We start from the raw sequence: 17,616 nt of genomic DNA on the forward strand, positions 1-17,616 counted from the left end.
TATGAAAAAATGTAGTTGGTTCTTCCTTTTGGCTGTTCTATTCTTATGCTTCCCGCTCAACGGGCAGGCCAGTGCCGCTGTGAAGACAAGTCCGACCATAATACTGGACGGGCAAGCGATCCCTATGCAAAAGAAAGACAAAGTCGAATTGATCAACGGCAGTGTGATGGTTCCCTTGCGGATCATTGCGGAGAATATGGGAATGGGGGTTCTCTGGAATCAACAGGTTGGAACCGTAACCATCCCGAAGGAATCCGGCAGTATAGTGCTGACGATCGGCCAAAAGAAAGCCCTGATCGATGGGGCCTCCCATTCGCTGGCCACCGCTCCCCGGAACCGTAACGGAACCACACTGGTTCCGCTAAGGTTCATCAGCGAAGCCATGGGTGTCCAGGTGAGCTGGGACAACAGTCTCAAGGTGGTGGGCTTGACTTCAGCCCCGCTTCCGCCGGAGCAGCCGGCCATCACTCCTGCTCCGGCAAGCCCTGAAGTCCCGGACCAGCCGGTGCCCCTGCCCGCCGGAGCCGCGGCGACTTCCACCGTCCATAGTCTCAGCTTCAGCGATGACCGCCTGATGCTTGCTTTTACCGGCGATGTCCAGCCGTCTGTACATACCGGAAACGAACCGCTGCAGATTGTAGTGGAGCTGCCCCGAACGAACTTTTCCGCAGATTTCTTACAGACAGTATCGTGGGATAGCCGCACCCAATCCGGCGAGCAGACCGTTACCGGCGTTCCCAATGTCAACAAGCTGTATTACGGGCTATTCGAACCGGACGCCGCCACCTTGCGGGTTGTGATTGCGCTCTCTGCGGATACGAAGTATACAAGTTACATCGAGGAGGATGCCGCCTCCCGGCTCCTGGTCGTCGATCTGAGCTCTGCCACAGCCGAATTGCCTCCGGCAGAGCCGGTCCAGCCGGGCAGCGGGAAGAAGACCGTTGTTATTGATGCCGGCCATGGAGGTGCGGACCCGGGAACGATCGGCATTACGAAGAAGCTGGAGAAAGATTTCAACCTTAGCGTCGCCTTGAAGGTGGAGCGCCTGCTGCTGCAGGAGCCGGCGTTCAATGTTGTGATGACACGCCGTGAGGATACCTATCCGCCCAACAAGCAGCGGGCAGAGATGGCCAATGAGCTGCAGGCCGATGCCTTCGTCTCCATCCATGGCAATTCTGTCACAGGGTCGCCCAAGGTGCGGGGAACCGAAACCTATTATTACAGCCAGGAGAGTAAAGCCTTCGCCGATATCATGCATCGGCATCTGCAAGGGACCACCGGCTTTCCGGACCGCAAGGTTAAATACAATAAATATATCGTATTGAAATATTCCAACATGCCCGCTACGCTGCTGGAGGTTGGTTTCTTGTCCAATGCCGCCGAGGAAGCCATCCTGTTCTCCGACGATTTCCAGAACCGGGTAGCGGCTGCTATCGTAGCGGGGCTGAAGGAATATTTTGGGATCGCTTGACCCCGTCTGTTCCTGCATTTATAGCTTTCAAGATCGCGGTCCGCTCCTTATAATATAGAGAGTGAAAGGAGAACCCCGCCTTAAGAAGCTGAGCGTATTTTATCTATAAATAGGGGGTTAAACGATTGAATCAGCATGACCCAAGCGCAAATCCAGCAAGCCTGTTCCGTAATCGCTTTCTGCAGACGATTTTATTATCCAGTGTGCTGCTGCAGATCGGGATCTGGGTGCGTAATTTCGCCATTCTGCTCTATGTTGCGGAGCGGACCAATAATGATCCCTACGCCATTTCGCTGATCAGCGTAGCTGAATTTGCGCCTATCTTTGTTTTTTCCTTCATTGGAGGAACCTTTGCGGACCGGTGGCGCCCGAAGCGGACGATGATCTGGTGTGATTCCCTGTCTGCGGTATCGGTGTTCGCAGTTCTGCTCAGCATTCACTTCGGTTCGTGGGAATCCGTGTATCTGGTCGCCTTCATCTCGGCCATTCTGTCACAGTTCTCCCAGCCTTCCAGTATGCGGTTATTTAAGTTCCATGTACCGGAGGAACAGCTGCAGCAGGGGATGGCGCTCTTCCAATCGCTGATGGCCATCTTTATGGTTCTCGGACCGATGTTAGGCACTTTCGTGTACAGCACCTTCGGCCTTGAGATCTCCATTGCCGTAATGGGCGTTGCTTTTCTGCTGTCTGCGCTCGTGCTTATTCGTCTGCCGGAGGATCATATGGAAGCCGGGACAGTTGCGGCGAAAGGGCAATTCCGTAAGGACTTCACCGAAGGCTTCCGGTATGTCTGGCAGAGCCAGGTGCTGCGGATGCTCGGACTTGCGTTTGTACTGGCGGGACTTGCCGTGGGCGCAGCCCAGGCACTGAATCTGTTCATCGTTACAGAGCGGCTTGGCCGAAGCAAGGAGTTCCTGCAATACATGCTTATGGTCAACGGTGCAGCCATGCTGATCGGGGGAGGGCTCGTGGCCGCCTTCGCCAAAAAAGTTCCGCCTCAGCTGCTGCTCGCCATGGGGATGCTGGCAGGTGCCGTATGTACGACCATTGTCGGGTTCTCGACAAGTATTCCGCTCACGCTGACCATCCAGTTCCTGAACGGGCTGATGTTCCCTTGTATTCATATCGGGATCAGTACGATGATTCTGAGATGGTCTAATAGCTCCATTGTCGGCCGGGTCAACGGGGTGCTGAATCCGATGTTCGTCGGGATGATGGTGGTGTCCATGTCGCTGTCGGGTGCGCTAAAGAGCGCTTTGCCGCTTAGTACCATTTACAGCGGAGCCGGACTCCTGTTCCTCCTGGGTGCACTTATGATGTTACCGATCATGAAGCATAAGGCGCCGGATCAGGCGCAGGCTGCCCAGTATTAATTTAATGATTTCTTTACAGGTACTCTTAATAAGAGTACCTTTTTATACATAACAGGCTACAACGGAGGCCCTTAAATATGACACAAATATTGCTGGTTGAAGACGATCCGGCCATTGCGCGAAACCTGGTGCTGCTGCTTCACTCGGAGGGGTTCACTGTCACGCACGCGCCTACGCGCAAGGAAGCAACGGCTGCGCTTGACGGATATATGTTTGACCTGGCGCTGATTGATATCTCATTGCCGGACGGCAATGGCTTTACGGTATGCACGGAGATCAAGGAGGAGCAGGACATTCCCGTCATCTTCCTGACGGCTTCGGGCGACGAGGCGAGTGTGGTGACCGGGCTGAATATGGGGGCGGACGACTACATCACCAAGCCTTTCCGGCCACGGGAGCTGATCGCGCGGATGGGCACGGCTCTGCGAAAAAGCGGGCGCTCCGGGTCCGCGTTTGATCTCGGCGGGCTGCATGTTGATCCGGCCAGCGGAGTTGTGAAAAAAAACGGCCGGGAGGTATTCCTCTCCGCGCTGGAATACCGGCTGCTGCTCGTATTTGTGAACAATCCCAGAACCATTATTACACGGGGCAGACTGCTGGATGAATTGTGGGACGCAGCGGGCGAGTTCGTCAATGACAATACGCTGACTGTTTATATCAAGCGCTTGCGGGAGAAGATCGAGTGCGATCCGGCAAGCCCGAAGATCATCCTGACGGTGCGGGGGACGGGATACCGGCTGGGGGGCAGCGATGCTGCGCAATAGAGAGGTCCGGCAGTTTGCCGCGGTGTTCGTCCTCCTCGCCGTTGCCGCTGTAACGGCTGGATTCGTCATGAACACGGCAGCGGGCGTCCTGGCCATAGGCTGCGCTGCTACTTTTGGCACAGCGTTCGTTGGATTTACCCGGGCCAGATACAGGAGCTTGGCGAGATTGTCCGATGAAATTGACCGGGTGCTGCATAATGCGGACCATCTGTTCATCGCTGATTCGGAAGAGGGCGAGTTATCCATCTTACATAGCGAGATTACCAAAATGACGCAGCGCATCCGGGATCAGAACCGCGAGCTGATTAAGGAAAAGGGCCATCTTGCCGATTCCCTGGCTGACATCGCCCACCAGCTCCGTACCCCGCTCACCTCGGTGAACCTGATTATGACGCTGCTTGCGAATAGTCCTGCGGAAGACGAGCGGAAAGCTTTTATACGGGAAACCGAGGAGCTGTTGATGCAGATGGATTGGCTGATTACCTCTCTGCTCAGGCTATCCCGCCTGGATGCGGGTATTGTTGTATTTCAAAGCGGGCCTATCGCCGTTAACGACCTGCTCCGCACCGCTGTTCGTCCGTTCCTGATCCAGATGGAGCTGCGCAATGTAGACTTAAGGATCGATTGCCCTTCAGGAGTAGTGATCCGAGGCGATCCGGCCTGGCTTCCGGAAGCGATCCAGAATATCCTGAAGAATTGCCTGGAAAGCGCAGGGGAGAACGGGAAGATTGAGCTGGTCTGCACAGACAATCCGCTGTATACCGAGCTGATAGTACATGACAACGGCCCGGGCTTCAGCAAGGAAGAAATCCCCCGGCTGTTCGACCGCTACTATCGCGGCAGTAACCCTAATCATGCAGGGTACGGAATCGGCCTCGCCCTCTGCAAAATGATTATCACCCGGCAGTTAGGAACCGTTACCGCACATAATCATCCGCAAGGCGGTGCGCTCTTCAGGCTTCGTTTCCCTAAGTGACGGATCTCTCACCTGAAAGTCACAGAGATGTAAGCTTGCGGCTCTATGATAGGGACAGATCAGGTGAAGGGAGAATTGCAGCATGGAGTTTTTGAGAATTGACAAGCTGAGCAAGGTCTACGGGAAGGGAGATAACCGGGTTACAGCGCTGGACGAGGTGTCTCTGACGATTGAGAAGGGGGAATTCACGGCGATCATCGGCTCCTCCGGCTCCGGGAAGTCTACACTGCTTCACATCATCGGCGGTGTTGATGTGCCGACAAGCGGCAATGTTTATCTGGACGGACAGGATGTATATGCGCAGAGCAATGACAAGCTGGCGATCTTCCGCAGGCGGCAGGTCGGGCTGATCTACCAGTTCCACAATCTGATTCCCACGCTGGATGTGGTGGAGAATATCACCTTGCCGATTCTGATGGACAAACGCAAGGTCAACGAGGAGCGGCTGAACGATTTGCTTGAGCTGCTGGGGCTGACGGACCGGAGAACGCATCTGCCAAATCAGCTCTCGGGCGGACAGCAGCAGCGGGTATCCATCGGACGCGCACTGATGAATGCCCCGGCGGTCATGCTGGCGGATGAACCCACAGGCAGCCTCGACAGCCGGAATGGACATGAGATTATTAATTTGCTGAAATTAAGTAATCAGAAGTATAGGCAGACCCTGCTCATCGTTACGCATGACGAGAATATTGCCCTCCAGGCAGACCGGATTATCGGCATCTCGGACGGCCGGGTTGTGCGGGACGAACGGGTACGGCCATGAATATTTTCAATAAGGTTACCCTCCAGAGCCTCAAAAAAAGCCGCACGCGGACCATTGTAACGATTATCGGAGTAATCCTATCCACTGCTATGATCACTGCTGTCTCCACCTTCGCCGTATCCTTGCAGAGCTATATGATCAAGGGCTCCATTGCCAAATACGGCGGCTGGCACATCGGGTTCCCGGCTGTGGATTCCTCCTTCCTGCAGGAACGGACACACGATCAGGCCGTAGCCCGTACAGCATCCTTCGAAAATATTGGCTATGCGGCACTTAGCGGCGGGAAGAACCCGGATAAGCCTTATCTGTTCATTGCTGGCGTACGTGAAGACGAAGCTTCCCCGGGTATCTTGCCCGTCACTCTGGTCTCCGGCCGAATGCCGGATAACAGCAGTGAGATTCTAGTCCCGTCACATCTGGCGGCGAACGGCGGAATCAAGTTCGCGGAAGGCGACATGCTCACACTGGCTGTGGGAGACCGGATGAACGGCAACCAGCGGCTGAACCAGCATGATGCCTATCAGGCGGATAAGGCCGCTGAAGCTTTGGTGCCCCGGGCAGAGCGAACCTACAAGGTCGTCGGAATCTGCGCAAGGCCTGCTTTTGAGGAATCCGCTGCACCAGGCTATACCCTGATTACCAGAGCCGATCCGTCAGAGCGGGCGGACAGCTTCAGCTTATATGTTACCCTGAAGCATCCGCGTGAAGTGAAGGCTTACGCCAGCAGCACCGCTTCAGGCCATGCTTACATCTACAACGATAATGTGCTGCGCTTCATGGGCGTCTCAAGCAGCGGGTTGCTAACTGCTCTACTGTACACGGTTGGTGGGATCGTCGCTTTTATTATTGTGACCGGTTCGATCTTCATGATCTACAACGCCTTCACCATCTCCCTGAATGAGCGCACACGCCAGTTTGGCATTCTCTCATCGGTGGGAGCCACAGCGAAGCAGCTGCGTAACTCTGTGCTGTTCGAAGGTCTGTGTATTGGTGCGGCCGGAATACCGGCTGGCATTCTCTTAGGAATAGGCAGCATGGGACTAGTGCTAACTGTCGTATCCAGTAATTTCGGGAATATTCTCTATTCCGGCGTACCGCTGAGCTTGAAGGTGTCCGTTCCGGCCATTGCGTGTGCGGCAGCGCTAAGTATGGTTACGATTCTGATCTCGGCCTACATTCCGGCCAGGAAGGCGGCAGGCACTCCCGTGATGGAGAGTATTCGCCAGACGAACGAGGTCAAGGTTGAAGCCAAGGCTGTGAAGACGTCCAGCCGGGCGCAGCGTATCTACGGTCTCGAAGGCACCCTTGCACTTAAGAATTTCAAAAGAAACAAGAAACGCTACCGCAGCATTGTGCTGTCGCTCATGTTAAGCGTCGTGCTGTTTATATCGGCCAGCGCTTTTGTCACTGATTTGAAGCAGATGTCGGAACAGGCGGTAGCGTTCACCAACTATGATATCGGCTTCGCCACACCAACTATGAAAGACAGTGAAATACTGGCGCTCTACGACAAGCTCAGAACCGCAGGCGGCATCTATGAGAGCTCTTACCAGACGCTGCTGAAAGTGACGGGGACAGCCCAGGCAAGCGAGCTCTCGGATGCCTATTGGGGCAAAGAGGGGGACTTGGTGAAAGCAGTCAATGATGGAAAAGCAGGAAATGCAGGAAAAACAGGTGCTCCTTCGCCGGGCCGGTCGGATGAGCAGGTATCACTGCCCGTCGATCTGCAGTTTCTGGATGACAAGGCCTACCTGAAGATTCTCGAAGGACTGGGCTTGTCTGCAGAGGAATATACGGGTCCGGACGCCAAGTTACTCGCCGTTGCCAAATCGATGAGTCCTGCCGACGATAAGCGGCTGAAGGAGGTTGACGAGTTCCGTAATTTGTTCAAGCGTTCATCCTCTACCCTGACCATTGCCCCCGAATCAGAGGGAGGGTCGAAGATTGGGCAAGGGCATGACGTAACGGTTACGTTCGTAGAGACTGTACCGCCGGATACCCTACCGGTTCCAGGAAGCCCCGGCGCAAGTCAACCGTTCTTCTTCCGGATGATCGCTCCTTATTCACTCATCGGCAAGTTTGAGACGGCGGACAGTCCGCCGGCAGTGAAGGGCCTGACTTTTCGTTCCAAGCATCCGGCACAGTCGGTCGCGGAGATGGAGAAGACGATCCAGGGTGCGCAAATTACGGATGAATATAAGCTGTATAATGTGTATGCGATGATGGATGAGAGCCGCAATACGATATTCATCATCAACGTGTTCGCCTATACCTTCATTATCATGATCTCGCTGATCGCGATTGCCAATGTGTTCAACACGATCTCGACGAACATTAAGCTGCGCCGCCGGGAGCTGGCAATGCTCCGCTCGGTGGGGATGTCTGACCGCAATTTCCAGAAGATGATGAATTTCGAGTGTGCCTTCTATGGCATGAGGGCGCTCTTGTTCGGGCTTCCCGCCGGGCTGGCCTTCTCCTGGCTGATCTACCGGGGCATGCTCATCGGCGGCGCGGACAATATCGGTTATGTCTTCCCCTGGGCCAGCATCGGCATCAGTGTAATCAGCGTGCTCCTGATCGTATTCGTTACCATGCTGTATTCGGTCAGCACAATCAAGCGGGAGAATATCATTGATGCGCTGCGGGATGATATGACTTAGGCGATCCCATCGATCCCAAGCTTGACCCTGACGTATACTGGAGGGTTTACAATGGGGGCAGGAGGGATGCACAATGGATAGAATAACACTACCTGCAAGACACAACGATGGCCGGGGATCAGCAGGGAGATGGCTGGCAATTACAGCGCTTGGGTGGCTCGCCATGACGCTGGGACTGTTCACGGCCACGGTTGCCGGCAACGCCCTCCGGGCTTCCGGTGCAACGGACAACGAAATTGCCGTTGTCCAAGCCTTGACCGCGGCGCTGCTTATTGTGCCCGCGGTCTGTCTGATTCAGCGCCGGTTCCGCCTGACCGCCAGATTGCTGCCGTTGACACCGGCTGCGTTCCTGCATATGCTGGGCGGTGCAGCGTCAGCCTTGCTGATGGGGGGAGTGGGCTTCATAATTACGGGTGCGCTGGGCTGGACCACCATTACAGCCTGGCATTTCTCTATGGACCTGCTGCTGGCTGTAGCCCTCAATACATGTATTGCCTTCCTGTACGAGGCGCTGCCAGAGGAATTGTCAATGAGAGGGATTGTATACAGCGGCTTACGGCTGCGCCTGTCTGCCTTCGCAGCTTACGGCGCTCAGGTGCTGCTGTTTGTGCTGGTGCCGGTTACGGTGAACCAGCTGCAAGCCTGGAGCGGAATAGACCGCGGAAGCAGCATTAACGCAGAATATGTGATTATGCTGTTATGTTATGGCACGATGCTTCAGCTATGGCGCAGCTTGACCGGGTCGCTGTGGGCTTCCATCGGCTTTCATCTGACGTATCTGGCAATGGCGCGGTTTGTTATTCTGCAGAGGGAACAGCGCTTGATGACGTACAACGAGCTGGAGGCAGGGACCGGTCCCGTTGTGATCCAGTTTGGTATAATCATTGTCGGCAGCGCTGTGCTGCTGGTACTGCTCAACCTGTGGCGCCGGCGGCGTCTGCGGACAGCCTCGCAGTAATAAATCATCATCCGGGCGTGCCAATGCCGGATGATTTACTGTGCCAAACCCTCTATATAAGAAGCACTAAAGTAATAAACTAAAAGCAAAAGAAGCGGAGGGGAAATTTGGAACTGTAGGAGCGTCAGCGACCGCCTTTAGGTTTGGATTTCTACCGCATTCAGCGGTATAAATTAGGAAATCCAAACCTAACAGCGGCCGGAAGTCCAAATGTTCACCGCAGTGCCGATGAAGCTTCAAGTTCAACTCTTAAGTGCTTCTTATATAGCCAATAATATTCCTATTTGGAGGGAAGCCGATGTATACCGTAGGGCAGCTGTCCAAGCTAACCGGCGTGTCTGTCCGCACCCTGCATTACTATGAGAAGCTGGGCTTGCTGCAGCCGGACAGGGATACCAGGAACCAGTACCGCTCTTATAGCGAGAATGAGATTTTGCGGCTGCAGAAGATTGCTGTGCTGAAGCAAATGCATTTCAAGCTGGGTGAAATTAAAGTGATCCTCGACAACGGTGAGGTTGCACATCATGATGTTGCTGTCTGGAGCCGTGCGCTTACGCAGCAGATGGTCTTCGTGAAGCAGGAGCAGGAGAAGCTGCGGGCGGTAGAGCATCTGCTGTTCTCCACCTTGTACGCTATGCGGGCAACCGAACAAGTAAATATTGATGAGATGCTCGGATTTATCCGTGAGCTTGAACAGCCTTCCCAGGTTCCACAGCTGCGGCAGCAGGTCTTCACCCCGGAAGAGCTGGAGGTGCTGCCGATCAGCGATGTAAGTAACCCGCTCGCTATGGAGTGGTCCGATATCCTCAGACGGGTCTCAGGACTGCTAGCGCAGCCGCCTGATTCTGCAGCGGCGCAGCAACTCGCCGCCTCAATCATAGAATACGCCGACAAGATGTTCGGCGGTGATGAGCAGCTGATTCAGAAATATTGGGAGTACATTACACCAAAGGAAGGACAAGCTGCACGGGTGTACGGGATGACAGATGAGGTCATGCAATATATAGATGCAATCATCCGTATTTATTTGGGTGAGGATCATAAATAAGCTGAAAAGAGAGTGCATAAATGCTAAGAATTTTCTGGAGATCGGCTATCGTGCTTAGTATTATCGCATTACCCGGATGTTCCGGCGCCCGGAACACGCCGTTATCAGTTCAAACTTCGCCGGAAGCTAAGCCGGAATACACGCAAAGTACAGCTCCGGCCCCGAAGTCCAGTGCAGCGCCGCAGCCGAATCAGGCAAACACTTACTATGTGGCAGTCGATGGAGCAGACAGTAATCAAGGGACCATAGATTCGCCCTGGAAGACGCTTCAGCATGCTGCGGACCTCGCAGAGCCGGGAACCCGTGTCTATATTCGCGGAGGCGTGTATCACCAGAAGCTGCACATCTCCAAGGGAGGCTCGGAGGATGCCGGTCCTGTCGTATTCACCGGTTATCCGAATGAGACGGCGGCTCTCGACGGCGAAGGCCTGCCGGTTGACGGCTTGGAGGGTCTGGTCGAGATCCATCAGGCAAGCTATGTAACGATTCAGCAACTGGAAATCCGCAATTACAAGACGGCATCCCTTGGCGAAATTCCCGCAGGCATCTATATTCACGGTTCGGGGAAGGACATCTCTGTGCTCAATAACCGCATTCATTCCATAGCCAATACTGCCACGCCTGAAGGAGACGGGCTTACCGGGAGGGATGCCCATGGTATTGCCGTGTACGGAACCGAAGCGAAGGAAGCGCTGCAAGAACTGACGATTGATGGCAATGAAGTGTACGATTTGGTGCTTGGTTCAAGTGAGGCGCTGGTCGTGAACGGCAATGTGGATACTTTTGAGATTACGAACAATATCGTTCATGACAGTGACAACATCGGGATCGACCTGATCGGATTTGAGGGAACGGCCGGAGACGAGCGGGTGGATCAGGCGCGTAACGGGACGGTCAAAGGAAATGTGGTATACGGGATTTCATCCAATCTTAATCCGTCTTATGGGAACCCTGTACCGAACAAGAGCCATTCAGCAGGCGGAATCTACATCGATGGAGGAAGATCAATCCGGGTGGAGCAGAATCGCTTGTATGATAATGATATAGGCCTTGAGCTTGCTTCTGAACACAAGGGAAGGCTAACCCAGTGATATTACGGTCAAAGACAATCTGATCTACCGCAACCGGCTGACAGGCATTGCAATGGGCGGTTATGATGAGGGACGTGGAGGCACCAGCGATAGCATTGTTGAGTCGAATACGCTGTACAAGAACGACCTGCTGGGCGACGGTAATGGTCAATTGTATCTGCAAGCTAACTTAAGCGGTAATGTCATTACCGGCAATATTATCGTAGCAGGTGATTCCGGCGTTATGATCAGCAACGAATATACGAGCAACAGCAAGAATACGGTGGACGGCAACCTTTATTATGCAGAAGGAGGGGCAGATCAGGCTGTATGGGTATGGAAAAAGAAGGAATACCCCGGCTTCGCCTTGTATCAGCGCGGCACGGGGAACGATTCCAGCTCGCAGTTTGCCGATCCGCAGTTCAAGGACGCCGCCCATGAAGATTTCCGGCTGAAACCGGGGTCCCCGTCCGATAAACACTTAACTGTGATTCTCCCCGCCAGCCCGCTTGCGGTACTCACCCGGCGTTAAGCCAGAGGCACGCTTGAACATACGGATGAACGAGTTCACATTCTGGTAGCCGACCTGAAGCGCGATATCCTGGATGCGCAGGTCGATATTCACCAGCAGCTCCTTGGCCCGCTCGATCCGCAGCGTGTTCAGATATTCGCTGAAGTTAATGCCGGTCTTCTCCTTGAAGATGCTCGACAGATAGCCGGAGGTCAGATTCAGCTTGTCGGCTACGATATTGAGATTGATGTCTTCCCCGTAATGCTTCTCCAGATACTCCAGCACGAAGCTGATGACCGGGTCCCGGGTCTCCGAGCCGCTGCGGATCGCCGCAAGCACCGGAGTCACCAGCTCCCGGAGCCATTCACTATACTGCTGCGTGGAATAGAAGGCGGCGAACGGCTCACCGGACAGGGCCGCGACCAGCCCCATTTCAAGCTCCGGCAGATTCAGCTTCATGACGGTCTTGCTTGTCTGTTCTGCCACTCCCGCAGCAAAAGCCCGGAAATCCTCCGCAGCGGCATCCTTATTCTGCAGCTGCTCCAGCTGGCGGTCCAGCCACCCGAACATCGCCTCTTCGCTGCCGGACTGCAGCAGGTTATGCAGCTCTTCCCCGTGAGTGACCTTCAGATGAAACGCCTTAGCCGACGAGGCCCGCGGCTCCACGATGATCTGTGTCTCCCCGTTCAGTCTGCGTTCCTTCAGCAGCTCGGACAGGTTGTGGTAAGCATCGGTAAACGGGGTTTCCCCCGAATACACCGGGCTGACCGCTATCGTGAGGTAGAGGGAATGCTCCTCTGCCAGCAGCTCCTGCAAAGTGCCCAGCACCTGAAGAATGGCGCTCTGCGGACCGGGATCGAAGAGCAGCAGCAAGAGCAGATCCTGCTCCGGCTGCAAGGCGACGTTCTCGGATTCCTCCCCGGTGAAGAGGCGCTGAATCAGCTGCCATAACGCCAGCGTATGCTTCTCCGGCTCCTCCGGCAGGCGGGTGAAGCTGAGCTTGAACAGGATGGAGGCATACGGGCGTTCGGAATGCAGGGCATCCTCCAGCTCATTCAGACTTGCGTTCAGCGGAATATTTTTCACCTTATGGGTATAAGCATACTGGCGGACCAGCGAATTCTTGTGCGCCAGATCGTTTTGGATGAACCGGTTGTTCTCCATGATGGAGCTCAGACGGTCGCCGATAATGGCGAACTCCTTGACGCTGCTCACCTTGCCGGGGACGCTGCCGGATTTGCGGTCGAACGCGGCGATCAGGCGCTGGAGCGGCTGGTTCAGCCGGTAGCTGAACAGGAGCGAGAACAGAAGGCTGACCAGCACCGCAGCAGCGAGCAGAACCGCGAGCAGCAGCCGCATGCCGCGCAGCCCGCTCGCGATGGCGGCAACCTCGGTGACCCGGACGTAGGTGAAGCCGGTCTGCGCCCCTTTTTGATAGAAATAATACTTGTCCCCTATCCGCTCATGAGCGCTTGTATTCACGGCATACTCCAGCGCTGGCAGCTCCGTCTCTGCGGTGGAGAAGAGCAGCCGGTCCTGCGCATCCATTATATAGAAGGGATTCTTCCCGGCATCCCCGTACGCCTGCTCCAGCCGCTGCGGATTCAGCATCACAATGCCGTAGACCTCTTCATAAGGAATAGCCTTGATCATAACCGGCATCAGCCGCCCGAGCGCACGCGTGGAGCTCATTGTTGTTTCCGTAAAAGAAGCAGCAGGGAGGACCTTCAGATACTGGTTGTCCATGGTCTGGGCGCTCCAGAAGTCCGCCGGATACTCTCCGCTGTAATAATATTTGCCGAACATGTCGGCCGCGGTACTCAGTCCCTCTTTCTCAAGAACATAGTCCTCCGCTTTGAAGTACAGAATGAAATTCTCAATGTGCATAAAAGGATTCCCGTACAGCGTCATCAGATCCGACTTGACCTCGCTGAGAATATCATACCGCCGGTTCTCCTTCAGATGGCTGAGAATGCCCAGGTTGGCTGTCCACGTATCCGACTGGGTCAGCGCCAGAATCATATTCTGCGTCAGCCGGAAGTGATTCTCGTACCCTTCCACCGTCTGCTTCAGACTCTGCTCGTTCTGCCGAACCACCTCCTGATAGACCTTCCCGCTAAGATATAGATGAGAGAACAGATTGAATGAAGCCAGCAGCAGGATGACGCTCAGGAAGCTGAGCATGAGCTTCACGAACAGGCCGCTAAGGGCAAATTGGCTGGTAAGCGGTCTCTTCATATGTATTCCCCCTTCAGGTGCAGCCGCTTGGTTATCGTTTTATCCTATCATAGCGGCACAAAGCTGACACGCACAATATGCACTTTTGCTGATTTATACGCTATTCTAGGGAAATACGCAAATAGGGCGAAAAGATATATAACATGCTGATAGCGCTTCCCAAAGACTTGCCGCTATAATTCGGAGACAAACCCCGGAAGCAGAGGGGAAGTTAGCTGACATTCAGCGAGCTGCATCATTAAGAACAAGAGGGGAATGCCTATGGCTCAAACGAGTGTAGTACAAGACAACTTACGAAAGGAAATGAAAGATCCTTACCGGCGTCAAGGGCGTCTGCTGCGGACCTGGAACCATAACAAAACGCTATGGCTGCTGTTCCTGCCGTGCCTGCTGTACTATCTGATTTTCCGGTATGCGCCGATGTTCGGCCTCGTCATTACGTTTAAGGATTATAATCTGTTTAAAGGAATCTGGGCCAGCGACTGGGTGGGGCTGAAGTATTACCGGATGTTTTTTGAGAATCCTGACTTTTGGCCGCTGATGAAGAACACCCTGCTCCTGGGTCTGTACAAGCTGGTGTTCGGTTTCCCTGCCCCGGTGATTCTTGCCATTCTGCTGAATGAAGTCCGTAAGGCCGCGTTCAAAAAGTTCGTGCAGACGGTCAGCTATCTGCCGCATTTCATCTCGAATGTCATTGTGGCGAGCATGGTGATTATGTTCCTGTCGCCGACAGGAGGCCTGATTAACAATCTGCTGGGCACGTTCGGAATTGGACCGATTAACTTCATGAATGAGCCGGGGATGTTCCGGGGGATCTATGTTCTCTCGGAGATCTGGCAGCATATCGGATGGGAGACCATCATCTATCTGGCGGCATTAACGGCGATTGATCCCCAGCTCTATGAAGCAGCCGACATGGACGGGGCCAGCCGGATGCGCAAAATATGGCATGTCACGCTGCCCGGCATCTCACCAGCGATTGTCATCACGCTGATTCTGAATATCGGCAAGGTGCTGGAGATTGGCTTCGAGAAGGTATTCCTGATGCAGAACCCGGCGATCTATGATACAGCTGACATCATCAGCACGTATGTGTACCGGGTCGGAATGGAGCAGGGGAACTTCAGCTATGGCGCTTCCATTGACCTGTTCATGGGGATTATCAGCCTGATCTTCATCTATAGCGCCAATTACATCAGCCGCCGTCTCAGTGAGACAAGTCTATGGTAGAGAAGAGGTGTGGTGATGAGATCACCGAGAATATCCTTGTTTAATATTGTCAGCACGTTCTTTCTGCTGATCGTTGTGGTGATTACGCTCTATCCGTTCCTGCACATGCTGGCGGTGTCTCTGAGCAGCGATATCAATGTCATCAAGAACACGGTCTCGTTCTGGCCCAAGGGCTTCAATGTGAAGATGTACGAGCTGGTGCTTGGAGACCCGAAGATCTGGACGGCCTATAAAAACACGCTGATCTACACCGTGCTCGGCACGCTGATCTCGCTGGTGGTTACGTCAACCGGGGCCTATGCGCTCTCCCGCCGGGATATGGCGCTGCGTAAGACCTTCACGATGCTGATCGTCGTGACGATGTTCTTCAGCGGCGGGATGATCCCGACCTTCCTCGTGGTCCGCTCCCTGAATATGGTGGATACCGTATGGGGTATGGTCCTGCCGGGCGCGGTCAGCACCTGGAATCTGATTCTGATGCGCACCTTCTTCTCGGGCATTCCCAAGGAGCTGGAGGAATCCGGGCGCATCGACGGATTGAATGATATCGGGATATTCATGCGCATCATCATTCCGCTGTCGAAGGCTTCCTTCGCCACTATTGCTTTATTTTACGCAGTCGGCATGTGGAATAACTTCATCTATCCGCTCCTGTATCTGCGCACCCCGGATTTGTTCCCGCTACAGGTGCTGCTCCGCAATCTGGTGCTGGCGGGAAGCGCAAGCTCGGGGGATGTGACCGGGATCGGGGGAGACAACCAGGTTGTTGAAGAGTCGCTCAAATATGCAACGATTATGGTCTCTACGCTGCCGATACTCACGGTATATCCGTTTGTTCAGAAGTATTTTGTCAAAGGCGCCATGATCGGTGCAGTGAAGGGCTGAACCGGTCTGAACCATAACTACTACTTAAGGGAGAGATGAAGAATGAACAAATGGAAGTCTGTAATGCTGCCCCTCGCGGCAGCGGCAATCCTGGTGAGCGGCTGCAGCGGGGGCAATAACAATCCCGCTTCGCCTGCGGCTACGGCTGCACCTGGAGGAGAAGCTTCTCCGGCCACTTCGGAAGCGAAGCAGGCCCACACCTTCACCGCACTGCTGGACAACAATCCCACCTTCCCTTATTCCAAGGACTGGCCGGTATGGGGCTGGATCAAGGATCAGACCGGCGTCACGCTGGAGGTGCAGACACCTTCCGGGAAGCTGGCTGAAGCGTTGAACCTGGCGGTGGCTTCCAATGCGCTGCCGGATCTGATGTATATGCCCAACCGCAAGGAATCGAACAAATTCGGTCAGCAGGGAGCACTCGTGGACCTGATGGAATACATGGACAAGCTGCCGAATCTGACCGCCTGGATGAAGCAATACCCGGATGAGGCGAAGGCAGCGCTCTCCGCTGACGGCAAGATGTATATGTTCCCGAACCAGGGCTTCGGAGAGACGAATCGGATGATCTGGATGTACCGCCAGGATGTTTTTGAGAAGGAAGGCATTCAGGCTCCCAAGACTTATGATGAGCTGCACACGGCTCTGAAGACGCTCAAGACGAAATACCCGGACAGCTACCCGCTGTCGGTCCGTTACGGGCAGATTCCCGATGAGATGAACATGAATATGACCGTCAACTATGGCACTGGCGAAGGGGCTTACTACGATTTCGATACCAAGGAATGGCGCTATGGGCCGACAGAGGACAGCTACAAGGAAATGGTCGGCATGTGGAAGCAGTTCTACGATGAAGGGCTGATTCCGCCGGACTTCCTCTCCCTGCAGACCAAGCAGTGGCAGGACATGGTGTCTACCGGCAAGTCTTTTGTAACCGTGGATTATATCAGCCGGGTGGACTTCTTCAATAATGCAATGCGCAAGGAGAATCCTGAGTTCAATATGCAGTTCTTGGCTCCTCCCGCAGGGCTTGAAGGCGGCAAGCAGCTGAATCCTTACTTCCATTACATGGAGGGCGGTCTGACGGTTGCTTCTACCTCCAAGAATATCGAAGATATCATGAGTTATATGGACTTTTTCTATTCGGAAGAAGGCCGCACGCTCAGCAGCTGGGGTGTGGAAGGCGAGACGTATGTGAAGGAAGGCGATACGATCAAGTTCAAGCCGGAATTCACCGATGTGATTGAAATGCGGAAAGCAACGGGACTTCAGACCAGCGGAACCTATACGTGGATTGACTTCAACGCCCATCTGTCCCTGTTCTCGGATGACCTGAAGCACGCCTATGAAGAAGCTGTCAAATATGATCCGGCCAACATGCAGCCGCGTCCGGCCTTCACGGAGAAGGAGAATGAAGTCATCTCGATCACCGGACAGGCGATCAAGAAGCACCGTGATGAGAGCTTTGCCAAGTTCGTGACCGGTTCCCGTAAGCTGGCGGACTGGGATAAATATGTTGAGGAGATCAACAATCTGGGCGTAGACAAGCTGCTGGCAACGTACAAGGAAGCGTATGACCGTGTTCAGAATATTCAATTGAGCAGCAACTAAACGGGTACTGACCGCAGGGAAGAACCGCTGAAGCACAGGCAAGGCAATCAGAGTA

General features: G+C 54.3%; 14 protein-coding genes. 13 read left to right on the forward strand and 1 reads right to left on the reverse strand.

The features are described from left to right. Position 1: 1 nt before the first annotated feature. From NYE26_RS14760 to NYE26_RS14805, 10 genes are all read left to right on the forward strand, one after another. Positions 2-1,471, forward strand: coding sequence for an N-acetylmuramoyl-L-alanine amidase (locus tag NYE26_RS14760; protein ID WP_339256871.1), 1,470 nt, complete (start codon positions 2-4; stop codon positions 1,469-1,471). Between the two features lie 125 nt (positions 1,472-1,596). Further along, positions 1,597-2,844, forward strand: coding sequence for an MFS transporter (locus tag NYE26_RS14765; protein WP_339256873.1), 1,248 nt, complete (start codon positions 1,597-1,599; stop codon positions 2,842-2,844). A 77-nt stretch (positions 2,845-2,921) separates the two neighbouring features. After that, the gene (locus NYE26_RS14770; RefSeq protein ID WP_339256875.1) at positions 2,922-3,608 is read left to right on the forward strand and encodes a response regulator transcription factor; all 687 of its coding nucleotides are present in this window, start codon (positions 2,922-2,924) and stop codon (positions 3,606-3,608) included. Further along, a complete protein-coding gene (locus NYE26_RS14775) occupies positions 3,595-4,584 on the forward strand; it encodes a HAMP domain-containing sensor histidine kinase (protein ID WP_339256877.1) in 990 nt (329 codons plus the stop codon). Before NYE26_RS14770 ends, NYE26_RS14775 begins: the two co-directional genes overlap by 14 nt. A gap of 82 nt (positions 4,585-4,666) precedes the next feature. Then, positions 4,667-5,350, forward strand: a complete 684-nt coding sequence (locus NYE26_RS14780; protein ID WP_036726914.1) for an ABC transporter ATP-binding protein — start codon at positions 4,667-4,669, stop codon at positions 5,348-5,350. Next, a complete protein-coding gene (locus NYE26_RS14785) occupies positions 5,347-8,010 on the forward strand; it encodes an FtsX-like permease family protein (protein ID WP_339256879.1) in 2,664 nt (887 codons plus the stop codon). Before NYE26_RS14780 ends, NYE26_RS14785 begins: the two co-directional genes overlap by 4 nt. Positions 8,011-8,083: 73 nt before the next feature. Beyond that, complete coding sequence (locus tag NYE26_RS14790) at positions 8,084-8,968, forward strand: CPBP family glutamic-type intramembrane protease (RefSeq protein ID WP_339256880.1); 885 nt, start codon at positions 8,084-8,086, stop codon at positions 8,966-8,968. A 298-nt stretch (positions 8,969-9,266) separates the two neighbouring features. Next, a complete protein-coding gene (locus NYE26_RS14795; RefSeq protein WP_339256882.1) occupies positions 9,267-10,016 on the forward strand; it encodes a MerR family transcriptional regulator in 750 nt (249 codons plus the stop codon). Between the two features lie 20 nt (positions 10,017-10,036). After that, positions 10,037-11,107, forward strand: coding sequence for a right-handed parallel beta-helix repeat-containing protein (locus NYE26_RS14800; protein ID WP_339256884.1), 1,071 nt, complete (start codon positions 10,037-10,039; stop codon positions 11,105-11,107). 52 nt (positions 11,108-11,159) lie between these two features. After that, positions 11,160-11,618, forward strand: coding sequence for a hypothetical protein (locus NYE26_RS14805; RefSeq protein WP_339256886.1), 459 nt, complete (start codon positions 11,160-11,162; stop codon positions 11,616-11,618). On the opposite strand, the gene NYE26_RS14810 is transcribed toward NYE26_RS14805, so the two are convergent. Then, positions 11,568-13,835, reverse strand: coding sequence for an AraC family transcriptional regulator (locus tag NYE26_RS14810; protein ID WP_339256888.1), 2,268 nt, complete (start codon positions 13,833-13,835; stop codon positions 11,568-11,570). The two genes, NYE26_RS14805 and NYE26_RS14810, sit on opposite strands and share 51 nt — an antisense overlap. A gap of 303 nt (positions 13,836-14,138) precedes the next feature. On the opposite strand from NYE26_RS14810, the gene NYE26_RS14815 reads away from it, so the two are divergent. Genes NYE26_RS14815 through NYE26_RS14825 form a run of 3 tightly spaced genes read left to right on the forward strand, consistent with a single transcriptional unit; the run spans position 14,139 to position 17,561 of the window. Then, positions 14,139-15,065, forward strand: a complete 927-nt coding sequence (locus NYE26_RS14815; protein ID WP_339257489.1) for an ABC transporter permease subunit — start codon at positions 14,139-14,141, stop codon at positions 15,063-15,065. A 15-nt stretch (positions 15,066-15,080) separates the two neighbouring features. After that, entirely contained in the window at positions 15,081-15,950 is an 870-nt protein-coding gene (locus tag NYE26_RS14820) for a carbohydrate ABC transporter permease (protein WP_209870928.1), read from the forward strand. A 42-nt stretch (positions 15,951-15,992) separates the two neighbouring features. Continuing rightward, the gene (locus NYE26_RS14825) at positions 15,993-17,561 is read left to right on the forward strand and encodes an extracellular solute-binding protein (RefSeq protein ID WP_339256890.1); all 1,569 of its coding nucleotides are present in this window, start codon (positions 15,993-15,995) and stop codon (positions 17,559-17,561) included. Positions 17,562-17,616 lie beyond the last annotated feature (55 nt).

The sequence above is a fragment of the Paenibacillus sp. FSL P2-0136 genome (genome assembly GCF_037975325.1).
In the GTDB taxonomy this organism is placed as follows: domain Bacteria; phylum Bacillota; class Bacilli; order Paenibacillales; family Paenibacillaceae; genus Paenibacillus_AQ; species Paenibacillus_AQ silagei.